The 24,829-nt window shown below is 42.3% G+C and carries 21 protein-coding genes; 10 read left to right on the top strand and 11 right to left on the bottom strand.

From position 1 onward, the window contains the following. The first annotated feature begins 61 nt into the window (after positions 1 to 61). The 5 genes from OQ5_RS0105405 to nadB all read left to right on the top strand — a co-directional run bounded on the left by OQ5_RS0105405 (position 62) and on the right by nadB (position 5,689). A complete protein-coding gene (locus OQ5_RS0105405; protein ID WP_016776503.1) occupies positions 62 to 1,078 on the top strand; it encodes a Gfo/Idh/MocA family protein in 1,017 nt (338 codons plus the stop codon). 48 nt (positions 1,079 to 1,126) lie between these two features. Continuing rightward, positions 1,127 to 1,594 (top strand): acyltransferase, encoded by a 468-nt coding sequence (locus tag OQ5_RS0105410; RefSeq protein WP_016776504.1) that lies wholly within the window; start codon positions 1,127 to 1,129, stop codon positions 1,592 to 1,594. A gap of 7 nt (positions 1,595 to 1,601) precedes the next feature. Continuing rightward, positions 1,602 to 2,714 (top strand): DegT/DnrJ/EryC1/StrS family aminotransferase, encoded by a 1,113-nt coding sequence (locus OQ5_RS0105415; protein ID WP_026055133.1) that lies wholly within the window; start codon positions 1,602 to 1,604, stop codon positions 2,712 to 2,714. A 2-nt stretch (positions 2,715 to 2,716) separates the two neighbouring features. Next, positions 2,717 to 3,946 carry a glycosyltransferase family protein gene (locus OQ5_RS0105420; protein ID WP_016776506.1) on the top strand — a complete coding sequence of 410 codons (1,230 nt, stop codon included), beginning with the start codon at positions 2,717 to 2,719 and terminating at the stop codon, positions 3,944 to 3,946. Between the two features lie 135 nt (positions 3,947 to 4,081). Continuing rightward, positions 4,082 to 5,689: an L-aspartate oxidase gene (nadB, locus tag OQ5_RS0105425; protein WP_016776507.1), complete on the top strand. Its 1,608-nt coding sequence runs from the start codon at positions 4,082 to 4,084 to the stop codon at positions 5,687 to 5,689. A gap of 84 nt (positions 5,690 to 5,773) precedes the next feature. On the opposite strand, the gene OQ5_RS0105430 is transcribed toward nadB, so the two are convergent. Then, the gene (locus OQ5_RS0105430; RefSeq protein WP_255297397.1) at positions 5,774 to 6,742 is read right to left on the bottom strand and encodes an OmpA/MotB family protein; all 969 of its coding nucleotides are present in this window, start codon (positions 6,740 to 6,742) and stop codon (positions 5,774 to 5,776) included. A gap of 895 nt (positions 6,743 to 7,637) precedes the next feature. Here OQ5_RS0105430 and dxs point away from each other — a divergent pair. Next, entirely contained in the window at positions 7,638 to 9,548 is a 1,911-nt protein-coding gene (gene dxs / locus OQ5_RS0105435) for a 1-deoxy-D-xylulose-5-phosphate synthase (protein WP_016776509.1), read from the top strand. A 406-nt stretch (positions 9,549 to 9,954) separates the two neighbouring features. On the opposite strand, the gene OQ5_RS0105440 is transcribed toward dxs, so the two are convergent. The 10 genes from OQ5_RS0105440 to OQ5_RS24295 form a co-directional block, all read right to left on the bottom strand. Beyond that, positions 9,955 to 11,085, bottom strand: coding sequence for a hypothetical protein (locus tag OQ5_RS0105440; protein WP_016776510.1), 1,131 nt, complete (start codon positions 11,083 to 11,085; stop codon positions 9,955 to 9,957). Between the two features lie 285 nt (positions 11,086 to 11,370). Further along, positions 11,371 to 11,607 carry a hypothetical protein gene (locus OQ5_RS0105445; RefSeq protein ID WP_016776511.1) on the bottom strand — a complete coding sequence of 79 codons (237 nt, stop codon included), beginning with the start codon at positions 11,605 to 11,607 and terminating at the stop codon, positions 11,371 to 11,373. 343 nt (positions 11,608 to 11,950) lie between these two features. Continuing rightward, on the bottom strand, positions 11,951 to 12,634 hold the full coding sequence (locus OQ5_RS0105450; RefSeq protein WP_016776512.1) for an ABC transporter ATP-binding protein: 684 nt from the start codon (positions 12,632 to 12,634) through the stop codon (positions 11,951 to 11,953). 45 nt (positions 12,635 to 12,679) lie between these two features. After that, positions 12,680 to 13,891 carry an ABC transporter permease gene (locus tag OQ5_RS0105455; protein WP_016776513.1) on the bottom strand — a complete coding sequence of 404 codons (1,212 nt, stop codon included), beginning with the start codon at positions 13,889 to 13,891 and terminating at the stop codon, positions 12,680 to 12,682. Positions 13,892 to 13,957: 66 nt separating this feature from the next. Next, positions 13,958 to 15,229 (bottom strand): ABC transporter permease, encoded by a 1,272-nt coding sequence (locus OQ5_RS0105460; protein WP_016776514.1) that lies wholly within the window; start codon positions 15,227 to 15,229, stop codon positions 13,958 to 13,960. A 38-nt stretch (positions 15,230 to 15,267) separates the two neighbouring features. Next, on the bottom strand, positions 15,268 to 16,047 hold the full coding sequence (locus OQ5_RS0105465) for an outer membrane lipoprotein-sorting protein (protein WP_255297398.1): 780 nt from the start codon (positions 16,045 to 16,047) through the stop codon (positions 15,268 to 15,270). A gap of 498 nt (positions 16,048 to 16,545) precedes the next feature. Further along, positions 16,546 to 17,112 (bottom strand): TetR/AcrR family transcriptional regulator, encoded by a 567-nt coding sequence (locus tag OQ5_RS0105470; RefSeq protein WP_100221878.1) that lies wholly within the window; start codon positions 17,110 to 17,112, stop codon positions 16,546 to 16,548. A 711-nt stretch (positions 17,113 to 17,823) separates the two neighbouring features. After that, positions 17,824 to 19,887, bottom strand: coding sequence for a M16 family metallopeptidase (locus OQ5_RS0105485; protein ID WP_016776518.1), 2,064 nt, complete (start codon positions 19,885 to 19,887; stop codon positions 17,824 to 17,826). Between the two features lie 47 nt (positions 19,888 to 19,934). Then, a complete protein-coding gene (locus OQ5_RS0105490) occupies positions 19,935 to 21,269 on the bottom strand; it encodes a M16 family metallopeptidase (protein WP_016776519.1) in 1,335 nt (444 codons plus the stop codon). Positions 21,270 to 21,349: 80 nt separating this feature from the next. Then, complete coding sequence (locus tag OQ5_RS24295; RefSeq protein ID WP_016776520.1) at positions 21,350 to 21,478, bottom strand: hypothetical protein; 129 nt, start codon at positions 21,476 to 21,478, stop codon at positions 21,350 to 21,352. Between the two features lie 207 nt (positions 21,479 to 21,685). On the opposite strand from OQ5_RS24295, the gene OQ5_RS0105500 reads away from it, so the two are divergent. The 4 genes from OQ5_RS0105500 (at position 21,686) to OQ5_RS0105515 (ending at position 24,805) form a co-directional block, all read left to right on the top strand. Next, positions 21,686 to 22,150 (top strand): DUF6452 family protein, encoded by a 465-nt coding sequence (locus tag OQ5_RS0105500; protein ID WP_255297399.1) that lies wholly within the window; start codon positions 21,686 to 21,688, stop codon positions 22,148 to 22,150. Then, entirely contained in the window at positions 22,113 to 22,820 is a 708-nt protein-coding gene (locus OQ5_RS0105505; protein WP_255297405.1) for a DUF6048 family protein, read from the top strand. Before OQ5_RS0105500 ends, OQ5_RS0105505 begins: the two co-directional genes overlap by 38 nt. Before the next feature lie 151 nt (positions 22,821 to 22,971). Continuing rightward, positions 22,972 to 23,547 (top strand): TIGR00730 family Rossman fold protein, encoded by a 576-nt coding sequence (locus tag OQ5_RS0105510; RefSeq protein ID WP_016776523.1) that lies wholly within the window; start codon positions 22,972 to 22,974, stop codon positions 23,545 to 23,547. Between the two features lie 100 nt (positions 23,548 to 23,647). Further along, positions 23,648 to 24,805, top strand: a complete 1,158-nt coding sequence (locus OQ5_RS0105515; RefSeq protein WP_255297400.1) for a DUF4271 domain-containing protein — start codon at positions 23,648 to 23,650, stop codon at positions 24,803 to 24,805. The last annotated feature ends 24 nt before the right edge of the window (positions 24,806 to 24,829 follow it).

The raw sequence follows: 24,829 nt of genomic DNA on the forward strand, positions 1-24,829 counted from the left end.
CAGGTTACCTTAATTTTTTTGAATGTAAGATGAATTTTACATGATTTAAAACAACTAATAAATGCATACAGAATTGATTCGTTTTGGGATCATCGGCTGTGGCCGAATTGCAAATCGTCATGCAAAACATATTGCCAATAACGGCCAATTAGCTGCTACCTGCGACATTGACATTGAAAAGGCAGGAAATCTGGCCGACGAATATGGATGCAAAGCGTGGTCGGACACGGAAAAATTCCTGACAGAGAATAAAGGAAAAATGGATGTGGTGTCGGTCTGCTCACCCAACGGACTGCATGCAGATCATACAATTGCCGCCCTACGGCACGGGTATCACGTGTTGTGCGAAAAACCGATGGCTATTTCTGTTGAGGACTGTGGAAATATGATCAATGAGGCCGAACGCGCCAATCGTCGTCTTTTCATTGTCAAACAGAACCGGTTTAATCCGCCCGTGGAAGCATTAAAAAAAGCGATAGAAGAAAACCGTCTGGGAAAAATTTTTAACGTGCAGCTCAGTTGTTTCTGGAACCGCAATGAGAATTATTACAAAGAAAGCAACTGGAAGGGGTCTAAAGAAATGGACGGTGGTACGCTCTTTACACAGTTCAGCCATTTCATTGATCTTCTTTACTGGCTCATCGGCGATGTCAAATCAGTTCGCTCGTTTACAAGAAACTTCACCCATCAGAACATCATCGATTTTGAAGACACGGGGGTTGTCGCCATGGAGTTTTACAACGGAGCAATAGGTACAATCAACTACACCGTTAACAGCTATCAGCAAAACATGGAAGGTTCAATTACAGTTTTCGGAGAAAAAGGAACCGTTAAAATTGGCGGTCAATACCTGAATAAGCTGGAATATCAAAACATAAAGGATTTTCGTATCGAAAACCTCGCCGAAAGTTCGCAACCAAACGACTACGGCAACTATCAGGGGTCGATGTCGAATCATGATAAGGTTTACGAAAATCTGGTAAGCGTACTAACTCGCCAGGGAGTGATCGCCACTAATGGTTTCGAAGGGTTGAAAACTGTAGAAATAATTGATAAAATATATTCTAAAGCGAAATGATGCCGTCTCCTGTTTTGACTCTGCCCGTCCAACCAAAAACTGAAGCCAATGACAAAACCAACCGCACTAAAATCCGGAATAAAAGACGTTACCTTTGGCAAAAATGTAAAATACGTAGAACCGGTTAATTTATACGGCTGTAAAATCGGCGACAATTGCTTTATCGGACCGTTTGTAGAAATACAGAAAGATGTAACCATCGGAGACAAAACCCGCATACAATCACATAGTTTCATATGCGAGCTGGTATCAATCGGAAAGAATTGTTTTATCGGTCACGGTGTTATGTTTATCAATGATACTTTTAGTACCGGAGGACCTGCTAACGGCGATAGAAGGCTCTGGAAGAAAACGACTATCGGCAACAACGTCTCCATCGGTTCCAATGCAACCATTTTACCCGTAAGGATATGTGACAACACGGTAATTGGTGCCGGGGCTGTCGTCACTAAAGATATTGAACGGCCGGGGATTTATGCCGGAAATCCCGCTCGTTTTCTTAAATCATCAGAATAAATCAGAAATGCAAAGAATTTTATTAACCGACCTGCATCGTCAATACGACAGAATAAAAGATGAAATTGATGAGGCCATCGCAAAAGTTCTTGAACAGAAATCATTTATTCGTGGCCCGTTTGTGGAACAATTTGAAGAAAATTTTGCCAAAGTCACCCGCATGCCTCATTGTGTGGGTGTAGGAAACGGAACCGATGCGCTTTATATTGCACTGAAAACCCTTGGGATTGGCACCGGCGATGAAGTTATTACGGCAGCCAACAGTTTTATCGCCACTTCCGAAGCGATTACCATGACCGGTGCCAGGGTTGTCTTCGCCGACTGTGATAACTTTTACGGAATTGACCCCGATGAAATCAGAGAAAAAATTTCGTCGCGAACAAAAGCAATTATTCCCGTCCACCTGTACGGACAGATGGCAGATATGAAAACCATTATGGAAATTGCTGATAAGCACCATCTTTTTGTTGTAGAAGATGCAGCTCAGGCGGTTTTGGCCGGGCTAAACGAAACGCCTCCGGGAGGGTTCGGACATTTTGCCACCTTCAGCTTTTTCCCTGGTAAAAACCTTGGCGCCTATGGCGATGCCGGAGCCTTGGTTGCAAAAGACGAGACGCTTTTCAAGAAAGCAAAAATGTTCGCGAATCACGGACGCACTAATAAATACGAACATGATTTCGAAGGTATTAACAGCCGGATGGACGGCATTCAGGGCGCCATACTGAATGTTAAGCTAAAATACCTGCCGGAGTGGACCAAAAAGCGACAGGAGATTGCTATGGAATACTCAAAACAGCTTTCTAATGTAGAAGAAATTGTTACGCCTCCCATACGTGAAGGTGCCGAACATGTGTTTCACATCTATCCCGTAAGAGTGGATGCAGAATATCGTGACGGTTTGTTGAACTATTTGAAAAATGCGGATATTGAAGCCGGAATTCACTACCCCGTAGCGTTGCCAAACCTTAAAGCTTATGAATACCTGGAATACAAAACCGGTGATTTCCCAAAAGCCACGCAATTTTCGCAGGAGCTAATCAGCCTGCCCTTGTTCCCTGAGTTAACATCAGTCGAAATCGAATTCATAGTGGATAAAATCAAAGAATTTTTCAAGGAATAATAATGGCCATCAGATTTCTGAAAATATCAAGTTATTACCGGGGGTTTCTGAATCATTACTATGGTAAATATCCGGAGGTCAGATCCCTAAGTTACCGGGAACAATACGACCATCTGATGGGACAGTATTTTGCCTGGTCGGATAATTACGGTCGCCTGTTAGCACAAAAAGGCATGAAGACCATGGAAGTGGTTGCCAACGCGGAACCGCTTCAAAGAGCCTGGGCACTTGAAAATAATATTTCACCAGACGCATCCGCCGATACCATTTTAGAGGAGCAAATCAACTATTTTAAGCCTGAAATTATTTATTTTCAGGATTCTGTAACTTTCAACGGTTCTTTCATTGATACGCTCAAAAAGAAACATCCCCAAATCCGCCTGTGTATCGGGAACCTTTGTGCTCCTTTTTCTCCGGCCCAGGTAAATGCCTTTCAGGCTTTTGATTTTTTCACCGTTTGCTCCCCTTTCTTTCATCAACAATTAAAGAAATATAACATTGACTCGGTAGTTATCCCCCATGCTTTTGACCATCGTATTCTTGACAAAATTGATCAAGACAACCCCTTCCCTGAAGTTCCTTTTGCTTTCATCGGATCCATCTTTGCCGATGAAGGTTTTCACAGTACACGCCGGCAGGTATTGGAACAACTCATCAATGATGATATTCCCATTGCTTTTTACGGGAATTTGCCCGACCGAAGCCTTACTGCTTTGATAAAAAGGCAGGCATCTTTTATTGCTGCCCGGACTTTGGACAATTTCGGTTTACACAAACTGACAGATGCTGTTAAAGTCATCAGAAAGGGTCGAAACCATGAAAAAATGCCGCGCCGGTTGATGCTCTCTAAAAAGCTTTATGACAGCGCCAGACCACCGGTTTTCGGACTTGATATGTTCAAAGCTTTGTCACGGGCTAAAATCGGATTTAACATTCACATTGATTGTGCCGGCGATTACGCTGCCAATATGCGCCTTTTTGAAACAACCGGAGTAGGAACTTGTCTTGTTACCGATTACAAAAGCAACCTATCAGATTTTTTCAGAATTGACGAAGAAATTGTGACATATAAAACACCGGCCGAATGCGTGGAAAAAATAAAATGGTTGATGAATAATCCTGATGAATGCGAAAAAATTGCAAAGAGGGGACAACAGAGAACTTTTCAAACACATTCCTTCGAATCAAGAATAGAAATATTTCACCAATACCTGATGTCAAAACTCCGCTAAACTTTGGTAAAAATCAAACCACCTGCTATGATGGAACTTATAGAAACAGATATCCTTTAATTTTGCGTTCTCAGGTGGAATAACAACAGACAATAAAGAATTTTGTAATTTTACCTTTTCAAAAATCTTTACCACATGAGAAAAGCAGATACTTCACGGCGCAAGAAGGTCGATTTTCTGGTTATTGGTTCGGGTATTGCAGGACTCAGTTTTGCCCTGAAAGTGGCAGACAAGGGAAAGGTTTGTGTTATCAGCAAGACCCGGCTGGATGAGACCAATACCTCCTATGCGCAGGGAGGTATCTCTTCAGTAACTTATGCTCCCGATAATTTCGAGAAACACATTGATGATACCCTCACCGCAGGGGCCGGTATTTGCAACAAAGAGGTAGTACGAAAAGTTGTGGAAGAAGCTCCTAAACAGATAGAAGAACTTATGAAGTGGGGGGTTCATTTCGACAAGGATGAAACCGGAAAATTTGACCTTCATCGCGAAGGAGGGCACTCCGAGAGCCGGGTATTACACCACAAAGACCAAACCGGCTATGAAATACAACGAAGTCTTGTTGAGGCTGTAAAAAAACATCCAAATATTGAAATATTGGAGAACCACTTTGCAGTAGAAATTATTACCCAACATCACCTGGGAGAACTTGTACACCGTTGGAGGCGAGACATAGAATGTTACGGCGCTTACGTGCTGAACCGGTCAACCAATTCTGTTGAAACCATTCTTTCGAAAGTAACTATGATGGCCACGGGCGGTGTCGGCAGCGTTTATCAGACCACTACCAACCCGGTCATTGCTACAGGTGACGGAATCGCTATGGTTTACCGTGCCAAAGGTATCGTAGAAAACATGGAATTTATCCAGTTCCATCCTACCTCTCTTTACAATCCCAAAGAAAGACCTTCCTTCCTCATCACCGAAGCCATGCGTGGTTTTGGAGGTATCCTGCGTCGTCGCGACGGAAAAAAGTTCATGCACAAATACGACGAGCGTGAATGTCTGGCCCCGCGTGACATCGTGGCGCGTGCTATCGACAATGAACTTAAAGCCACCGGAGATGATTATGTGTACCTGGATGTGACGCATCAGTCTGCCGACGAAATAAAAAAACACTTTCCGGCCATCTACGATAAGTGTTTGTCACTGGGTATCGATATTTCAAAAGAATATATTCCGGTAGTTCCGGCTGCTCATTTTTCATGTGGCGGAATTAAGGTAGATATGGAATCGAGAACTTCGATCGCCCGTTTGTACGCAGCCGGTGAATGCAGTTGCACCGGACTTCACGGCGCCAACCGGCTGGCATCCAATTCTTTGCTCGAAGCCATTGTGTTTGCAGATGCGGCTGCAAAAAATGCCTCAACTGTTTTTAACAATTATTCGTTCTGTAATGAAGTACCGGAATGGAACGATGAAGGAACCTCGCACCCCGAAGAGATGGTGCTGATTACCCAAAGTCAGAAAGAACTCGAACAGATCATGAGCTACTATGTAGGCATTGTTCGCTCAAATCTGCGTTTGAAACGCGCGCTGGACCGGCTGGAAATATTGTATCACGAAACAGAAGATCTTTATCAGCGTTCAACCGTCTCTCAGCGTCTGTGCGAACTTCGAAACACCATACAGGTTGGTTACCTCATCATCAAAATGGCCCGACAGAGAAAAGAAAGCCGCGGACTTCATTACAACAGCGATTACCCCGAGACGATTGAGCTCAAGCACAATGATCATTAAAAACCACAACTTTGTTTGCGATTACTGAGTGTGGTATAAAAAGACATATTTTTATCAAAATCAAGACGTTTTAAACCGCACTCATCAATTGTTTTCAAGAATATCCAGAATCTGATCGAGCCTGGGTGTTAATATGATTTCGGTTCTGCGATTCTTCCTTTTTCCTTCAGCTGTTTCATTCGAAACCAGAGGGACATACGGTCCACGTCCGGCAGCAATGACTCTTGAAGGATCAATCTCTGAATTTTCCAGGAGTATCCGGGTAACCGAGGTTGCCCGTTTAACACTCAAATCCCAGTTGTCGAGCAAAACACCACTACGATAGGGAACCGGATCGGTATGTCCTTCAATCATAATGTTGATATCCTTATTATCGCCCAAAACCTTTGCTACTTGCCTGATGGCAGAAGCCCCTTCCGGACTAACCTGATAACTTCCTGAACCAAAGAGTAATTTCTCCTCCATCGAAACATATACTTTACCATTTTTCATGTGTACGTTCAATTGGCTTTGATCAAATCCGGTCAGTGCATCAGCAATGGCTTTCCTTAGTGCGCGGCTGGCACTGTCTTTCTTTGCAAGTGCCTGTTCAAGTTCGAGAAGGCGCCTGTTCTGCTCTTCAAGTTCGGTTTGGGCGGCATTAAGCCTTGCAGTGGCATCGTTAAGTTCCTGCTTGCGTTGCTTTAAGTCGCGTTCGGCAGCAATAAGATCATCTTCCCTTTGTTGAAGGTCTTCCTGCAGTTTCTGAAGGTATGCAAGAAGCTCTTCAGTATCGCCGGTACCGGTTTGATTGCGTAACTGCGCCAGAAGGTCGTCGTATTCTTTTCTCAGTTGTTTCAGATGATTACGGTATGTTCGGGCTTCACGCCCTTTTCGGAGCGTATCGGCTGTAAGCTCTGCAACCTGTTTCTTTAAACGATCGGCCAGTTCCTTTAATTCTTCGGTACGTCCCTGAAGTATTTCATTTTCGCTTCCCAGGCTTTCCACTTTGTCGGAAAGCTGCTTATTGGCCTCTTCCAGTTCGCGAAACTGGTTCAGAGGTACGCAAGCCATAAAAAAGAAAGCTAAAATAATGCTGTAAAAAAGATATCGGAAAAACTTCATAAAATGGTTGATAATAATTAGTGCTTGTCTATAAACTCATAAAAATTTTTACAAAATGTGTGTCTGTTCAGAAAGTATCATTTACAAGGCTTGCAAAATCCGAAAATACGGAGTTTACTTCATCGTAAATGAGTAATTTTCGGACGAGCGTAACACAGTAAATGGCACTTTATGGACAGACACTAAATTAGTGCTCTTTTACTATAGTCATATTTCAATACGCATTAAATCAATTGTTTACACTTAAAACTATTTGCTTATTAAAATACAGTATATCAAAATTGTACAATTCATCTTACCTCTTATATCTAAAAATCTAACGATCTGTATTCCACCCCTTGCCATGCTTGTTTCTTCACAGAAAACGGATGGTTAATGACAATTATTATTCTACAAATATAAAAACCCTACGCTTCAATCATAGTCAAAATATTAACAATCTTTTATCTTTGTACGATTAAATTGTGTCTGTCAATAAAGTACCATTTGCTGTGTTACGCTCGCCGCCAAAATACTCATTTACGAAGAGTAAACTGCGTTTTTGGCGGCTTCGCAAGCCTTGCAACTGGCACTTTCTGAACAGACACACATATTGAGAAAATTTTGGCGAGTTTATAGAAGAGCACTAAATACATTATCATTTAACCTGACCTGCTTTATTCATAAATAATCTATTCCAAAGCCCGACTAACTGCGAAATACAATTGTACTCGAAAAAAATGATTTGAAAATAGTTCGCTATTTACTGCATCATTTTTTCTGCGATTAATTGTATTTCTTGTTATTTGAACTTTTCATTACGATTATTTATGAATAACGCAGGCTAAAATCAAGGGAAACGGGAATGGAAGAGGCCGAAACAGAATTTTTAAAACGAATTAACAGTCCGGAAGATCTGCGAAAAATACCTCAGAAAGATCTGATAACGGTTTGTGCAGAACTCCGGGACTTCATCATCGAGTCCGTATCGTGCAATCCCGGTCACTTCGGAGCCAGTCTTGGAGTGGTAGAGCTTACTGTAGCCCTCCATTACGTTTTTAACACGCCATACGATAAAATTGTCTGGGATGTAGGACATCAGGCCTATGGACATAAAATACTGACCGGCCGAAGGGATCGTTTTCATACCAACAGGAGATATAAGGGATTAAGCGGATTTCCCAACATTTTCGAAAGTGAATACGATGCATTCGGAGTAGGTCATTCCTCCACATCCATCTCTGCTGCCCTGGGAATGGCAATTGCGGCACGGAACAAGGGAGAAAACCGCCAAACCGTTGCAGTGATAGGCGATGGTGCAATGACTGCAGGACTTGCTTTTGAAGGCTTAAACAATCTTGCTACAAGCAAAGCCAATGTGCTGGTTGTTCTCAACGATAATAACATGGCCATTGATCCTAATGTGGGCGGATTCAGCGAATATCTGGTAGATATTGCCACGAGCCACACCTATAATAAGCTGAGAAAAGAAGTGTTCAAAGCCTTGCAAAAATTCAACATCGGCGGTCCCCGCTCTCGCGAAATGATCGTTAAGATCAACAACAGTATTAAAACCTTATTGACACGTCAGACCAATATTTTTGAAGGACTCAACATCCGTTATTTCGGACCTGTTGACGGGCATGATGTTGAAAGACTGGCCAACATACTTAAAGATTTGAAAGAAATAAAAGGCCCTAAGGTATTACATATCATAACAAAAAAGGGCAAAGGATTTAAGCTGGCTGAAGAAAACCAAACCGCCTGGCACGCCACCGGAGGTAAATTTGATCGACATACCGGGCGTTTTCTTGAAACCGTTTCCAACAAGCCCAAACCCCCAAAATTTCAGGATGTTTTTGGCCACACCATTATTGAACTGGCCAGAAAAAATGAAAAGATTGTGGGGATAACTCCAGCCATGCCCACCGGCTGCAGCCTGAATCTTATGATGGAACAGATGCCCGACCGCGCGTTTGATGTGGGAATTGCCGAGCAACACGCCGTAACTTTTGCGGCTGGTCTGGCCATTTCCGGCATGGTACCTTTCTGCAATGTTTACTCCACATTTATGCAAAGAGCATACGACCAGGCCATACATGATGTAGCTCTGCAAAAGCTAAATGTAGTGTTCTGCCTCGACAGAGGAGGTCTGGTCGGAGCCGACGGGCCGACCCACCACGGGGCTTATGACCTGGCCTATTTCCGGTGTATACCCAACATGATTGTCTCCTCCCCCATGGATGAATCGGAACTGCGAAACCTTATGTATACCGCCCAGTTACCCGGCACAGGGCCGTTCACAATCCGCTATCCCCGGGGTAGTGGCAGCCTGATAGACTGGCAAACTCCATTTGAGAAAATTGAAATCGGTACGGGCAGAAAACTGGCCGGAGGCAATGACCTGGCATTTCTGACAATCGGGCCTGTAGGTGTGAAAGTTGCACGTATCGTTCAGGAACTAAAAAAAGAAGGTATCTCTGCAGGGCACTACGATATGCGTTTTGTAAAACCTTTGGATGAAGCTTTACTTCATGAAGTGTTCCCCAAATATAAAAGAATCATCACTATAGAAGATGGAACGATAATTGGCGGACTTGGTTCAGCTGTTCTGGAGTTTATGACTGAAAACGGTTATCAGGCAACGGTAAAACGGTTGGGTATTCCGGACCGGTTTATCGACCAGGGTACCCAAACAGAACTGGCGCGTGATTGCGGCTTTGATATGGAAAGCATTAGAAATGCTGCCCGGGAAATTATACAAAAAAGGTTTTAACCCCACATTCAATAGATCGTTAGATTTTTAGATATAAGTAATCGACAGGCAGAAGTTTGCCAGGCAGAAGGCAGAAGTGTTAAATTCTGCAGATAAGAATTTTACCGTTAGTACCGAAAATTGGCCTGATAAGCAAAAATCCAACTCCGCAAAACAAATGATTGATATAAAGTGTTTTGTAATTTGAGTTAGATAAAAGATGTAAGATAATTCATCAGTATAAATTATGTATAAGTTATTGGTCTGATGGAACTCTCATGCAAGCATTTATACATATTCTTGTTGTGGGAAACCTTGCCATGCTCGTTTCGTACAACCTTGATATACTGTATTTTAACAAGCAACCCTTTTAGATGCAAACAACTGGTTTGCAACGTTTTGCAAAGGTTTAACGAAGTATTAACATTCAAAAGAACCATTTTAACCTTAAGGCTCCCTGAAAATCAGTTGTTTTTCGGTTACTATCTGTCCGGTTTACAAAGAGATTTAAAAAAGTAGAAAGGTAGAGATTGGGTTTTATTGAATATTCAAAAGAGGGGCCAAAATAAAACGCTTCTGAGGGCGGAAAAGCCATTAATGAAAGACTTCCGGTAAAAAGCGGTGTAAACGGATATTCGGCAGAAGCAAATATACTATACCGTGATACACTGAGTCGGCGCACCGAGGCCTGACCGCTGATTAATTCCGTAAAGCCACTTACCTGTTCGGGTAAATTACTACTATACAATCCCTCAACTTGCAATAAAAGAGAACTTTTAAACGTGTAATTTGCACCAACAGATGAAATAAATGTTTCGTCTTCATTCTTTTGGTCAGAAAAGAGCAGCGTGTTTTCACCGTAAAATCCTGCATCCCCAATATGACCCGACCAACCAATCCCGGCAACCCAGTCTTCATCATTTAAGCGACCACCCAAAAGTTGCCAGTCGTAGCTCCCTGCATTGAATCGGTAACGGCCAGCAATGGTTTTGCGATTATTCCGGTCAATTTTTACCACTGCCTCTGCCTGAGAGGCCATTCCGGTATATAACTGAAGTCTCACTCCGTCAATACCCGGCCTTTCAGGATAATCGAAGTCGAAAAAAGAATAGGCGTTGAAAATATCATTGGGATTCCAAACCATAGACTGCCCCCAGTTGATTCGTTGACGGCCGATTCTGAGTTGCAGTTTCCCAAGATAAAAGTCGAGCCACAAACGATCGATGGTCAGATTCAATACCGTCGACTGTCCCGAAGCCAGGTTAAATGACATATCCAGAAAACCCTGATCCTCATCTAAAAGAGCGGAGTACCCGGGAATCTCTTTGACTGTTTTCCCCCATATCAGACGATTCCGGAACTGAGCGACACCAATAACAGACGGTGAAAAATCATAACTAAGATTCAACCGGTTATGAACGACACTCTCCCACATCTGCATATCCGGCTGATCCAGATAATACCACACGGGCATAGTTCCGACATAACCGTCGGCTTTAATCTGAGACTTAACTTGAAAGCTCAACAATAATAATATGGGAAGGAACAGGTACTTCATAAAAAATGATTTATATAACAATAGATCGTTAGATTTTTAGATTTAAGATAAATCTTGAGGCACTGATAATTTGCATTTTAAGTCATAAAAACTTTTAAACATACAATAGTCAGTTAAAAAAAGCCTAAACGCAGAGACGCAATGATACAAAGTTTTTGTTTTAAGAAAGTTGTGATTTGCGCTATTAGTTGTACAAGCAATTAATTATTAAATATTTACAAAAGCTTAACAAAATATTGTATAACCTAAGTTGAGCGATACGAGTTTTACGAAGTATCACTTCACTTAGAGGTTGCTGAAAAAGGCAGCAACCTGTTTCAAATTTATTTTCCATTGTTCTTTTTGGCATTGCCCCAAAAAGAACCAAAAAAGTCTGGTCCGCTTAAACCTGGCTTCCCGCGAAAGCAAAAATTTCCGGCCATTGCGCAAGGCCATGAATGTCGCCCATTTTGGCTTCCCGCCATCCGCCGGCCCGGAAAGCGGACAGGCCACCGCGCCTTTTAAATAGATAAAATCGTTCATTATTACGACATTCTTTTGAATAGAGATATGTTGACAATTAACATTTACAGGTGCAAACATTTTTAAAGATTTGCATGAATAACCTTACACCTTAAATGGAATTATACGATGTAAATAATTTATTATTAATTATTTAAGTATTATTCAGCAGCCCTACTTAATGCGTGTCTATAAACACGCAAAAAATTTTCACAATATGTGTGTCTGTTCAGAAAGTGTCGGTTGCAAGGCTTGCGAAGCCGCCAAAAACGGAGTTTACTCTTCGTAAATGAGTATTTTGGCGGCAAGCGTAACACAGCAAATGGTACTTTATGGACAGACACTACTTCGAGTTAGCCCCGATTCAGGAGGTCTCATCCGTTTTTATTTTTCCATCCTGCAACGTCACAACCCGGCGTGCCATCTTAACAACCCTTTCATCATGGGTAGAAAAGATAAAAGTAGTGTTTTCCTTTTGATTAAGCTCCTGCATAATAGCCAACAAGTTTTCTGCCGAAGCCGAGTCAAGATTGGCAGTAGGTTCATCGGCCAGCACAAATCTGGGACGTGAAGCAAGCGCCCTGGCTACTGCAACACGTTGCTGCTGACCTCCGGAGAGCTGGCGGGGGCGTATGTCCGCCTTCTCGGGAATGCCAACTGCTTCTAACAGTTCAGCGCTTCTTTTCTTTCGCTCAGATTTGGGTACGCCCTGCAATTCGAGGATGAATTCAACATTTTCCCTTGCAGTAAGCACCGGTATAAGGTTATAGGCCTGAAAAATAAAGCCAATATGATGAAGCCGGAATTTAATCTTCTCGTTTCCCGATAACGCATTGATCTTTGTCTCATCAATAACAACATCTCCTTCGTCAGGATCATCCAATCCTCCAACTATATTAAGAAGAGTTGTTTTTCCTGATCCCGAAGGACCGACTATAGCGGTAAATTCCCCTTCGTCGAAAGACAAGTCAATGCAATTAAGTGCATGTACCGGAACCTGCTTACTATTATAGGTTCTGGATATACTATTTAAAGTAATTATTGCCATAGCTTTATGTTTTTTGTTAATTGACAACCTGTTTCGTATTTTATATTATATGGCCCTGACGGCTTCCGAAGGCTTCAGTTTCAACGCCTTCCAGGCAGGATAGAGAGAAGCAAGAACACCTGTGGCAACCACCAGTAACGCAATACTTAGAACCAGGGCAGCGTCCCATTCAAGATAAACTATCGGATTAAATCCCATCTCTGTAAGTCCTGTACTCCAGACTGATAAATCAATGCCGGTAATACTTAAACGCCAGACGGCAATCATTCCGAGAAAAATACCCAGTAAGCCGCCGGTAGAGGAAAGCATGACCGTTTCAAGAACGATCATCAGAAAAATACGCCAGCGGGTCATTCCCACCGACATCAGCATCCCAATTTCCCGGACACGCTCCAAAACCACCATAAGCATTGTGTTGATGATGCCAAATCCGAGAGCCAGAAGAATAATGATTACAAAAATATAAAGATAGGTATTGCCCAGTTCGGTCAGATAACCGAGCTCCGGGCTCAACTCTTTCCAGGGCACAACTTCAGTTCCGGGCAGTTCCGCCTGAAGCTCACCGGCAACATTCATTGCCTGCTCTGCATCATTTAGCCGTATTACAAGCGAATGGCAATTTTGGGAAGAAATACCCAGCAATTCTGAAAGGGTCTCTTTCTTTACCCAGACATGACCCTCATCGAAAGCAGTATTGCTTGTCCTGAATATACCTGCTACCCTGAAAGAACCACCTGTAAGTGTACCCTCAACATCCTGAAAGCGAAGCACCACACGCGATTTCAATTTAAGTTCCAGCTGCTCGGCAAGTTTTTGACCTATTATGATGGGCCGCGAGTAGGGAGAGTCGAACCAGGTTCCTTCAACGATCTTTTCGTGAAGATTCAGAACTTGTTTCTCTGCATCAGGATCAACACCGTATGCCACAATTCCTCTTGCAGTCTCGGCCGAAGCGGCCATGCCCCGAACAATCAACCTTGGAGAAGTGGCCGAGGCAGCAGAATGCTCCAAAACACCTGTCAATTGTCCCGGTTTCATATAGAGCGACACTTCCCGGCTGTTCTGATATCCGTCGGGGAAAATCTGTATATGTCCGGTTTCGGTTTCAACGCCGTCGCGCAATCGCTGAACCATCCACCCGTTGATAAAAGTGGATGAGAAAACACCGGCAAACATACCAACCAATAAGGCGGCAATAATTATCCAGCTTCGTACCGGGCTTCGCCAAATGTTTCGCCAGGCTATTTTTATCAGCATAGTATTAAGTATTAGATAATTACACTTTTACAAATCTCTGCCTGAAGAATTCAGGGGCAATCAACATCAATTCTTCTCCCCAATCACAGGAGAAACCTTGAAAGCTCTGACAAAGGGATAAAATGAAACCAGCGTGGTCAGGACAAAGACTACCGCCATCTGTTGAAGAAAAACGCCGACATCCCATGCAAAAAACATGAAAGGCTCAAAACCAATGTTTTCCATCCATTCTCCGGCCTGACCGGTTATGGGTACCGGATGATGAACAAACCAACTGATGACAGGCAATGTCCCCAAAAATCCGGCCAGTACACCAAGCAAACCGATCCAAAGAATTTCCATCAATAACATAAATGCCAATTTGTAACGGTACATCCCCACTGCTACCATGACACTGAATTCGGCCCTTCGTTCGGCCATCATCATCACCACAGTTCCCAATATTCCAAAACCGATGACCAGATACAGTATGAGCTTCATGATTAAAGCGGTTGCCCTGTCGCTCTCGATTTGCTGAAGAACTGCGGGAAACATATCCTGCCAGGTTCGCAATGTGAGTTCTTCGTCCAAATTCTTTTTTAGTGCCGGGAGCACTTTGTCTATAGCCTTCTGGGATATCCCTACCAAAGCAAGTGATGTAATATTGCCAAAGGTTTGAAAAAAGTATTGGGCCTCATCAATGGGTAAATAAACAAGACGACGGTTCAGCTCAGGATTCGGATGTTTGATTATTCCTACAACCGGATACTGTCCGAATGCACTAACTCCATGATATCCCTGGCTGATCATGACCAGAGTATCACCTACGGAAAGTCCAAGGTTATCAGCTAAATCAACACCCATCATGGCGCCCTGGTGCTGAAAATAGTTACCGCTTACAACTTTATCAGAAAGCCGGGTCATCCGGTTCTCCTTTTCAGGGTCGACCCCAAAAACCATAACCCCTTCGGTTTTATTCCCGGAAGAGGCAAGTGCAAAGCTTTCGAGACGGGGGACTACCATTTCGAGTTCGGGGTATTCCTGAAGTTTTTTTAGAAGAGAATCGCCAGGAACAAATGAATTGTTTATTGTTTGGTGATCGGGATAGTCGTGGTGCTGGATCTGGGCGTGGCCGGCATAGAAGCGTACCACGTTTTCAATCATTTTCTGGTAAGAGCCCTCCTGCATCGAACCCATGAGCGCGGAAAAGATCACCCCGAAAAAGATGGATGACACGGTGATGAGCGTCCGGCGTTTGTTTCGCCATAAATTCCGCCAGGCAATTTTTACAAGTCCTGTAAACCCGCCCGCAGGAGTCTGCCGTAATGAGTTTTTATATCGTTTAATATTTACAGACATGGGCTAATTAAAATAAAGGGTTAAACAAAGAGAAATTTTCAGCGCATTTGTTTCATATTTTGAATAGAAAAGAACCGGTCTTCTATCTCAACGCCAAATTCAATCTCCTGAAATTTCATGATGGTTTTGTGCCCCTCTTTATCAGCCGGGATCATGGTGTAACGGGTAGGAATGGTGCGATCGCCAACATCTTCAATCTCGTCCAGAATTTCTTCATTGACCAGTTCTCCGGCCTCATCATAATACTCGTTTCGAAGATTCAGGAATCCGTCCATGGAAATCCAGCACAATACCTTTCCCCAAACCACCGGGGCATCTTCGTGCGGAACCATTTTGATGACATAACATTCACGCCCCCTATGCATTTCAGACCGAAGAAGTTCATGGTCATAATCAGTCACAATGGATGCTGCATTGACCAGGTCGTCGTTGGTGAGGTCGGAGCCCATCCACGATTGCGTCATCATGCTGGGGGGAATCTTAATCATGCGATCGATGGCAGGAACATAGTTCCACATTTCGCGGTCCCGTTTCAGGAATCTTTGTCCCTTCTCACGCGGGGGATGCGTAATGTAAACCAAAGAAAAATCGTCTCCTTTTGCCCAGGTTTTAAACCGAAGCGTACGCGTCCAGGAAGGACGAATGATCTCCATTTCCACTTCCGAATAACTGCTTTGACCACGCATGAGGTCGTCAGCTTTCTTCACAATATCACGGGCAGAAATCTGTTGGGCAATAGCTTCTGGTAAAATGGCTGTCATTAAAAAGGATATCATCAATCCTCTTAAAAACATCCTTAATTTTTGTCTTTGATGCATAACTTTTGGGTTTTGTTTGTTGTCAATTTGGTATCAATTGATGGCCTGTGTCTCTTAATACAATAATTCGTTAAACTTTTACAAATAACTGGTAATTAGGCTCTGCTGAAAAAGTCAGCAGACCAATTTTTTACTTCTTTATTGAATTTCTTTTTGGCATTACCCCAAAAAGAAACAAAAAGGTCTGGTCCGTTTAAACCTGTCCGCCCGCATCAGGCTTAATTTCCGGCTGGCCAGCAAGGCCTTGAAGTCGTCGCCCAATAAGCCTTCTCGCCAACCGCCAGCCCGGAAAACGGGCGGCAACACTCTCATATTAAAAACTTTGTGTCATGGCGGCTTCTATGTTGTACACTTTTAGCAAATTATGAGTGGGGTATAAAAAGACATCTTTTTGTCAAGATCATGGCGTTTTAAATTTTTGCACCGGAGTTAACTCATTGTTAATGAGGATGCAAAATTTAAAACAACAAAGATGCTTTTTAGACCGCACTCAAAGTATTATTTTAAAAGACCTTCATAATATCTTATTACACGCTCTTCAATTTTATCGAGCGGAAAATTTTCCGGGTCGAGAACGTAGTTAATTTCTATTCCGTCAAGCAGGGCATAAAAAAAACGCACTTCGGTTTCCGGGTCACTAAACCCGTGTTCTTTGAAAAAAGTTTTCATTTTTTCGATGTAAGGACTTATTATTTCCCACAAATCCTTTTCCAGCATTTTTAGAACCTTAGGCTGCGTAATCACCGAAAAATAGAGTCTTAAAAAATCTCTGTTCTCTACAAGCCATTTCTTACTTTTCCGGATCATTCCAAAAAACTCTTCCACCGTCACTATACCATCATGGTCCGGATCCATCATCTCGGCAGTTTCTTCAAGGGTCTCGAAGACCAATGTGCGTAACAATATTTCCTTACTCTCAAAATAGTTGTAAACCGACCCCTTTGCCACTCCTGAAGCCCTTGCTATTTCATCAATGGTTGAAGTGTGATACCCCTTGTTAGCAAAAATAGCAAGGGCTTCTTTCATAATTCTTTCTCTCTTATCGCCCTTTTTATTTTGTCTCATCCCTTTATAAAAATTAGCCTGATGGTATTCTCTTAATCGCTATTTGTTTATCTCATGAAAATTAAATCAAGTTTGACTGACTGGTCAGTCAAAAGTATTAAGAGTTTTTTCATCCACAAAATATTTTTCTGTTCTTTTTGGTAAAAATTCTGCGAATAGCGACAATAGTCCGTTAAACTTTTGCAACATGCTGTAATTCAATTGTTTGAAATCAAAGAGAGTTGTCTGATAAAATGAAGATTTTCAACGATATAAGAATCATCTGGCATCTAAAATCTAAAAATCTAACGATTTATTGTAACGATGAAGCAGGTTAAAAATAGGGGGAATAATCGGTGAAGTTCTCCTGCCTCGAATTTACAGGTTGTTGAAAAAGTCAGCAGCCAGTTTCAAATTTATTTTCCAATGTTCTTTTTAATACTCCGTTAAACTTTTTCAGATATCTGATAATTAATTGTTTACACAAAAAACCGAAAAAACTACAACTCTCTCATAATAATAACTTTGCCTCATTGCGTCTCTGCATTTAGGCTTTTTTTAACTAACTATTGTCTTCTTGGCATTACCCCAAAAAGAAAATCAAAAATGGATCTGCTGACTTTTCAAGGAGGCCCTATTTACCGGTCAGCTATTCAGAAAAATACCCGGCAACTTAGGGTAAGTTCCCGGGTATTTCGGTCAAAAAAAGGAAATGAAAAAAGGATTAACCGATTAATTCACTTCAAAACGGCTGTCTTCAATTCCGGTATTTAACTCAACCGATTGAATCTGAATATCAAAATTTTGCGGGCCCATTACCTGTTTCATGGTCATTGGGAAAAGAATTCCCTCAACATCTTCATAATCGGCAAAAGTAGTAGAAACAGTTCCTTGCGGAGTTTGTGCCACTTCTTTATATTTGAGACCGTCTTCAACGCCATAGAAAACGCTTGATTCAGTTCCTGAGGGTTTTGTAACTACTATCTTATAGGTCTCTTTCCCATCAACGTTCTCTATACCCTTCATCTTCAGTTTTACACCATCTTTCACATAGGTGAGTTCGGGGAAGATCTTAGCGCTTTCTTTCATTTGAGTTAATGCCTCTCCCTCAAGGACTTGATCTCCCATAGGCGATTGCATCTTTCCTTTTTCGCCATCAAAAACCTGTTTGGAAACAACATTTCCATTCATGACTGTTTCCTGATAAAGTTTATCGGGGCGTTTCTGAAACAGGTTAACTTGCAGAGCCATCCCCTGAACTTCCATCTCCATAACCATTTTCAAGTCATCTACCTCGGTCAATGCTTCACTTCCTCCGATTGCGTCGATGTACTTTTCTATCACTTCAGAAGCTTTAATGTCGCCGGAAACAGCTTTTTTCTCTACAACATTCCCGTAATAGTCGTATTGAGTAACTTTCTGCGAGGGGCTGAACTTTTTCATCTTTTCTTCGATGGCAGAAACATTTCCAACGGCAAGAATAACGGCCTGACCGGGTTTCAAATATTTCAGGGCTGCTTCCCGGACATCATCTTTGGTAACACTTTCTACTTTCTGAAGATAAGTTTCATAATAGTCTTTCGGCAAACCGTATCGTTCGATGTTCAGCGCAAAACGAGCCACTGTCTGCGGGTCTTCGAGCGATCGGCCGAATTCTCCGGAAATAACATTCTTTACCAGTTGCAGTTCTTCATCAGATACCGGTTCGGAACGTATTCTTTCCATTTCCTTCAGAATCTCTGTAAGTGCACTGTCGGTGACAGAAGTACGGACCTCGGCTGCTGCGGTGAACCGGCCGACACGTTCGTCTGATTCCAGGCTGGAGTAGGCGCCATAGGTAAATCCTTTGTCTTCACGAAGGTTCTGAAATAAGCGGGCGTTGAAGGAGCCACCCCCAAGTATCTGGTTCATCACCCGTGCTTTTATGGCATCGGGATGTCCGGGTGTAAGCATGGCTTCATGGGTCACCATGACAGTGGACTGATTTGCACCTTCCTTATTGGCAATGGCAACCTGTGGTTGTTCATAGCAAGCCGGATAAGGAAAAAGATTTTGCGGAACAGAACCTTCTTCCCAGTCGCCAAAATATTTTCTGACCTGCCTTTTCGCATCTTTCACCGAAATGTCACCTACAATAACCAAATAAGCTTCATTGGGACGGAAGTAAGACGTATAATAGTTTTTACAAAGTTCCACTGTTACATTGTCGAGTGTATTTTCTGTCACGATCTCCCCATACGGATCATCTTTCCCGTAAACAAGGGCACCGGCAACATTCTCAGCTATCGCACGTGATTCTTCCTTGTTGGCCTGAATGGCTGTTTTGTACTGGGTTACCAGTTTATCAAGCTCTTCCTGGGGGAATGTAGGGTTTAACAACACATCTGACATAATTTCCAGCAACAGCTCATTGTGTTTCGACAACGACCGTGCGTATATGCCTTTAGAATGAGTCTGAAGTGTAGCACCTATAAAATCAACCGCTTCATCTATTTCTGCCTTGGTACGATTGGTGGTTCCGGCACGAAGCAGTTCACCCGCCACCTGAACATAACCAACGGCATTGTCTTCGCGTGGTAAAGTCACATCAAGTGTCAGAGAATAAGATACCACAGGTGCTTTATGGTTCTCCACAACAATAACGGTCAGTCCGTTAGACAGGGTAAATGTTTTGTAGTCACCTATTTTAACCTCCGGAGCCGGCCCGGGTTCGGGAGGTGTAGTCCGGTCAAGCTGCGCACTTACCGTTGAAACCATCAGAAGAAAAAGGACGGCTATTGAAAAATATCGCTTCATAATACTCAGTATTTTAAATGGAAAAATTTGGGTTTTTCAGTGTCAGGTTAATTTTTCTGACTTTCAGGTAAATAATAAAGAACAACACGATTGTCTTTGGTGTAGTACTTGTTGGCCACTCTCTTTATATCTTCGCGGGTAACCGACATATATTTATCCAGTTCCGAATTAATCATATCGGTATCGCCGAAATAGGTATAATACCGAGCAAGATCGTTGGCAATACCTGCAATTCTGGTTTTGCTGCTGATAATATCGTTCTCAAATTTATTTTTCAGTTTCTGAAACTCCTTTTCATCAATAAGATTGTTCTTCACCTTTTCAATTTCGGTAATCATGGCCTGTTCCAATTCTTCAATATCTTTTCCCATATTGGGCAGCGCAAATGCGATGCTAACGCTTGGATCGCGAAACGGAAGCGGGAAAGAGCTCACCTGCATGGCAATTTGCTGTTCATCGACGAGCGACTTGTAAAGACGCGAACTCTGTCCGTCGGCCAAAAGGGTGCTCAACATCTCCAGGGCGTAATAATCTTCTGTTCCCATGGCAGGTGTACGATAGGCATGAAGTACAAGCGGTATTTGAATGTTGTCGTAAACGGTATCCCGGACTTCTCCTCCTAACGGCGGTTCAACAACATCGGGACGGTATATCTCTCCTTCGCCGGCAGGAATATCCCCAAAATATTTTTGAACCAACTGCCTGGTTTTTTCAGGTTCGATATCGCCGGCAATAACCAGAACGGCATTGTCGGGCACGTAAAACTGGTCATAGAACTGCTGAAATTCCTCATCTTTGGCTGCCCTGATATGATCGGGATCGCCGATGGTTGTCCAGCGATAAGGATGCTCTTTAAACGCCCTTTTCATTACCTCGATCAGAATTGAACCGTAGGGCCGGTTGTCGTAATTTTGTTTTTTCTCTTCAATCACAACCTGCTTTTGTGTGGCAATCCCCACGCTGTCGACTTTCGCATGAAGCATCCGTTCAGACTCAAGCCAGAGCCCCATTTCGAGCTGATTGGAAGGAAGAATTTCGTAATAATAAGTGCGGTCGGCCGATGTATTGGCATTCAACGTTCCGCCCGATTTTTCTACATACCTCGAATATTCTCCCCGGGGAATATTCTCTGTTCCTTCAAACATCAAGTGTTCAAAGAAGTGTGCAAATCCGGTACGATCGGGTTGTTCATTTTTCGACCCGACATGATACATCACGCTCACCGATACAATCGGTGTAGAATGGTCTTCATGGAGAATGACATGCAGGCCGTTGTCAAGGTCATACTCCGTGAATTCGATCTGCCGCTGCTGGGCAAACATTACACTTCCTGACAGTACCAACGCCAGCAGGAATAATGAGCTTCTTTTCATTTTCTTCATACTATAACTTTTTATTGGTTAAGGTGATTGTAAAAAATTTGATTTATGAGTGGACTCATTTATAGATATTAAAAATAACCTCAATAGATATCACCTGCCACAACACCAATCGTTGCAGCTCCGAAAAAATCAATAAAATGATTCGGATTATATTGTGTCTGCAGCCATGCAGCACTTTGAAAAAGAAAACCAACAAATACTTCTATCATTTTGAAGAGAATGGTTTTGGGTTCAAAAAAATGTTAAATCAATTTGCAGGCCAAAAAAGATATTTATCTGACAAACAACAAATTAAATTAAAAGTAAATATTCATTACAGAACATTAAATTGTACGAAAACGAACAAATAGATGTACTAAAACGAACAAAAAAAACCACTTTATTTTCTAACTTTGCACAAATATGTCCGTGAGTTTATGAAACTGATAACTTATTTATTAATTACCGCATCATTCATCCTGTCAATTGCCGGATGCGAAAACGATGAAGCCTGTCTCTCCAACCAAAATGCTGTTCAGGCAAGTTTGCTTTCAGCCTGGTGGGAAGAAGACAACGACACCACCCTGACAGAGGTATCCGTGACCGGACTTAATATGGAAGACAGTATTTACCGCAATCAAACTATTTCCGGGTTATTCTTGCCTCTGAATTATCATACCGATACCACTTCATTTGTCATTTCAGTCAAAACTTTGAAAGATACAATCCATTTTATATACGAGAAAGAACTCGACTTTATCTCAGGTGAGTGTGGGTATATTTTTTCATTTGACCTGGATACTGTGATACACAGTAAGGCATTTATTGATTCCGTTTCTGTTATTTATCCGACTGTACAATATGGTGAAACACTTGAAAATATTAAGCTTTATATTTATTAACCTTTTTCTTATCTCGTATCAGACTTCTTCAGGGCAGCAACGAGAAAGTACAAAGTTAAAAGAGCACCGGGAGCAACCGGGAATGACTCTGGGGGTAAACCTTGAAGGCCCGATTGGCCATTTTTTTGACACAGACAAATCTGCATTTTCTGTAATTTCGCATTTTAAACTACCGTCCAATTGGTTTATCCGGGCTGAAGCAGGCTTTGAAAACCTTACTTTCTCGGAGGAAAATCAGGAGGAACGCAATTATCATTACCAAAGCAACGGATCATTCCTTAAACTGGGAATTTTATACGATTTTTTCGATGTGGATGAGCCCGGAAATAATGACAACATTTTCGTGGGAATAAATTACGGCTTTGCCCTTCAGGAGCATGGCAGCAAAAGTTTCATCATTGAGAACAATTACTGGGATGACTATCACGGCTCTTTGAGTAAATATGTCATCAACAATCACTGGATTGAATTCCTGGCAGGGCCGCGAACTGAACTGTTAAAAAACTTGTACATGGGCTGGACGCTCAACCTGAGAGTAAAAATAACGGAGAATAATAGCCGGGTGCTGAAACCATTCTCTATCCCGGGATACGGGAAAGGTGATAACAATATAACTCTGGGCTTTTCGTATTCTCTTGAATATTTTATCCCCTGGGGCAAAACCCCCTAAATCCCCCTATAGGGAGAGTTTTGGACCCCGTCGATATCTGGAAAAGCTTTAGAATTAAGGAACGGTAGGCCATTTCAATAGATCATTAGATTTTTAGATATAAGATATAAGACAATTCATCAGACCAATAACTTAGACTAATTTTATACTGATGAAAATTGCCGTTTTTTGTGCATCAAGTCCAAAGGTTCCGGAAAAATATTTCGAAGCTGCCCGCCGGGTATCAGCAGCCCTTGTAAAAGCCGGTTATGGTATCATCTACGGTGGCGGAGCAGTTGGTCTAATGGGTGCAGTTGCCGACGAAGCTCTGAAACTTGACGGGTCGATTACCGGCATTATTCCGCGATTTATGGTTGATGTAGAATGGGAACACAAGGATGTGGAAGACATGATACATGTGGAAACCATGCACAAACGTAAAGAATTGATGGTACATGGAAGTTCAGGCATAGTCGCCCTCCCTGGCGGTACCGGGACTTTGGAGGAACTTTTCGAAGTATTATCTCTTAAAAAACTGGGACAATATTCCCATCCCATCGTGGTACTTAACACCGATGGTTTCTATGACGGACTGCTGCAACAAACCAGGAAAATGGTTGAAGAAAAATTCATGCGCCCTGTACATAACGAAATGTGGAGCATTGTTGACCGTCCCGAAGATGTAGTTCCGGCAATTGAGAATGCAAAACCATGGGACAAAAATTCGATTAATTTTGCTGCTGTTTAATAACAATCATCTTTTTAAAAAGCCGAAACGCAGAGACGCGATGACGCAAAGTTTTTATTATGAAAATGTTATATTTTTGCAAATCAATTACTCAAACTGCATGAAGAGAACTTTTCATCCCTCACATACATTAATTGAGCAGCAACAGGACACTACATTGAATATCCTTCGTCCTGCCGTTGACGTGCCACAGGAAATCGAGCTCAAAGTGGAACGGCCAAAAATTAAAACCCTGTCAGAAGAAGATTCTATCCCCGCACCGACTGAACAAGCACAGACCGATGAAATTACAACAGAAGCAACGGAAGAGCTCGAAAAAATTGATGCCCCCTCCGGGCAAGAAAATGATCCGGATACTCTCGATTACATCCTTATCTCCGACTGGAAATCCACGGGCTTTAGAAAGCAACTTTGGTCCTCAGCATCCAACGATTCTGTCTGCTTGTTACCTTTTGTTGGCGAGGCAGGTGACATAATTGATCGCAACGAAGGCGTCGAAATTACCGGAACAAAACCCGACACCAAAGTTTTTAGCAAAAAAAACATTGAGGAGGCAAAAGAAACTATTCCTTCCGGGGAGGAGAAACTTCCGACATCACAGGCTCACAACAGCGACCTGCTTTCTGTTACATGGTTTATAACAACAATTATTATCCTGGTTGCAGTCACCGGTATTGTGCGTTTCAGATGGCAGAAATATCTTTCCAATATTTTCAATGCCATTCTTTTTTCCAATGCTGCCAACAACCTTAACACTTCTTCCCTACGCAATGAAAAGCCAGCATCGCTTTTGCTGGGAATTTTGTTTTATACGAATTTCTCTTTGTTTTTATATGAGTTCATTATTTTGACTGACCGGAGTTTTTTCGGTCTTTCAGGCTGGCAACTCTGGATAACGGTTTTAGGTTTTCTGCTTGTAATTTTTGCCCTGAAAATAATCGTTTACCAGTTTATCGGATGGATTTTCAGAATACAGGATCGAACAAAGGAGTATTTATCTCAGTCATCGGTAATGAGCAAAGCTTATGGTGTTATCCTGCTGCCTTTGATTGCACTTTTCCCGTTTTTGGAACCCGAAGCACGACATTTTGTTCCGAAAATCGGTTTTGCTGTTTTTATTTTGCTGTATCTAATACAGATAGCAAGGGGTATTAACGCAAATTTAAGGGATACACTTTCAGGTTATTACATTATTTTGTACCTTTGTGCCCTGGAAATTTTACCCTTGTCAATACTGTATAAGGTGCTGTTTTATTGACCTGGTACTGGAATGGTTTCTGGT

The sequence above is a fragment of the Anaerophaga thermohalophila str. Valhall genome (assembly GCF_000250735.1).
GTDB classification, from domain to species: Bacteria; Bacteroidota; Bacteroidia; order Bacteroidales; family Marinilabiliaceae; genus Anaerophaga; species Anaerophaga thermohalophila_A.

Coding starts and splice junctions, on each gene's coding strand:
- OQ5_RS0105405 (WP_016776503.1), top strand. CDS start 62: ATGCATACAGAATTGATTCGTTTTGGGATCATCGGCTGTGGCCGAATT.
- OQ5_RS0105410 (WP_016776504.1), top strand. CDS start 1,127: ATGACAAAACCAACCGCACTAAAATCCGGAATAAAAGACGTTACCTTT.
- OQ5_RS0105415 (WP_026055133.1), top strand. CDS start 1,602: ATGCAAAGAATTTTATTAACCGACCTGCATCGTCAATACGACAGAATA.
- OQ5_RS0105420 (WP_016776506.1), top strand. CDS start 2,717: ATGGCCATCAGATTTCTGAAAATATCAAGTTATTACCGGGGGTTTCTG.
- nadB (WP_016776507.1), top strand. CDS start 4,082: ATGAGAAAAGCAGATACTTCACGGCGCAAGAAGGTCGATTTTCTGGTT.
- OQ5_RS0105430 (WP_255297397.1), bottom strand. CDS start 6,742: ATGGCTTGCGTACCTCTGAACCAGTTTCGCGAACTGGAAGAGGCCAAT.
- dxs (WP_016776509.1), top strand. CDS start 7,638: ATGGAAGAGGCCGAAACAGAATTTTTAAAACGAATTAACAGTCCGGAA.
- OQ5_RS0105440 (WP_016776510.1), bottom strand. CDS start 11,085: ATGAAGTACCTGTTCCTTCCCATATTATTATTGTTGAGCTTTCAAGTT.
- OQ5_RS0105445 (WP_016776511.1), bottom strand. CDS start 11,607: ATGAACGATTTTATCTATTTAAAAGGCGCGGTGGCCTGTCCGCTTTCC.
- OQ5_RS0105450 (WP_016776512.1), bottom strand. CDS start 12,634: ATGGCAATAATTACTTTAAATAGTATATCCAGAACCTATAATAGTAAG.
- OQ5_RS0105455 (WP_016776513.1), bottom strand. CDS start 13,891: ATGCTGATAAAAATAGCCTGGCGAAACATTTGGCGAAGCCCGGTACGA.
- OQ5_RS0105460 (WP_016776514.1), bottom strand. CDS start 15,229: ATGTCTGTAAATATTAAACGATATAAAAACTCATTACGGCAGACTCCT.
- OQ5_RS0105465 (WP_255297398.1), bottom strand. CDS start 16,047: ATGCATCAAAGACAAAAATTAAGGATGTTTTTAAGAGGATTGATGATA.
- OQ5_RS0105470 (WP_100221878.1), bottom strand. CDS start 17,112: ATGAGACAAAATAAAAAGGGCGATAAGAGAGAAAGAATTATGAAAGAA.
- OQ5_RS0105485 (WP_016776518.1), bottom strand. CDS start 19,887: ATGAAGCGATATTTTTCAATAGCCGTCCTTTTTCTTCTGATGGTTTCA.
- OQ5_RS0105490 (WP_016776519.1), bottom strand. CDS start 21,269: ATGAAGAAAATGAAAAGAAGCTCATTATTCCTGCTGGCGTTGGTACTG.
- OQ5_RS24295 (WP_016776520.1), bottom strand. CDS start 21,478: ATGATAGAAGTATTTGTTGGTTTTCTTTTTCAAAGTGCTGCATGGCTG.
- OQ5_RS0105500 (WP_255297399.1), top strand. CDS start 21,686: ATGAAACTGATAACTTATTTATTAATTACCGCATCATTCATCCTGTCA.
- OQ5_RS0105510 (WP_016776523.1), top strand. CDS start 22,972: ATGAAAATTGCCGTTTTTTGTGCATCAAGTCCAAAGGTTCCGGAAAAA.
- OQ5_RS0105515 (WP_255297400.1), top strand. CDS start 23,648: ATGAAGAGAACTTTTCATCCCTCACATACATTAATTGAGCAGCAACAG.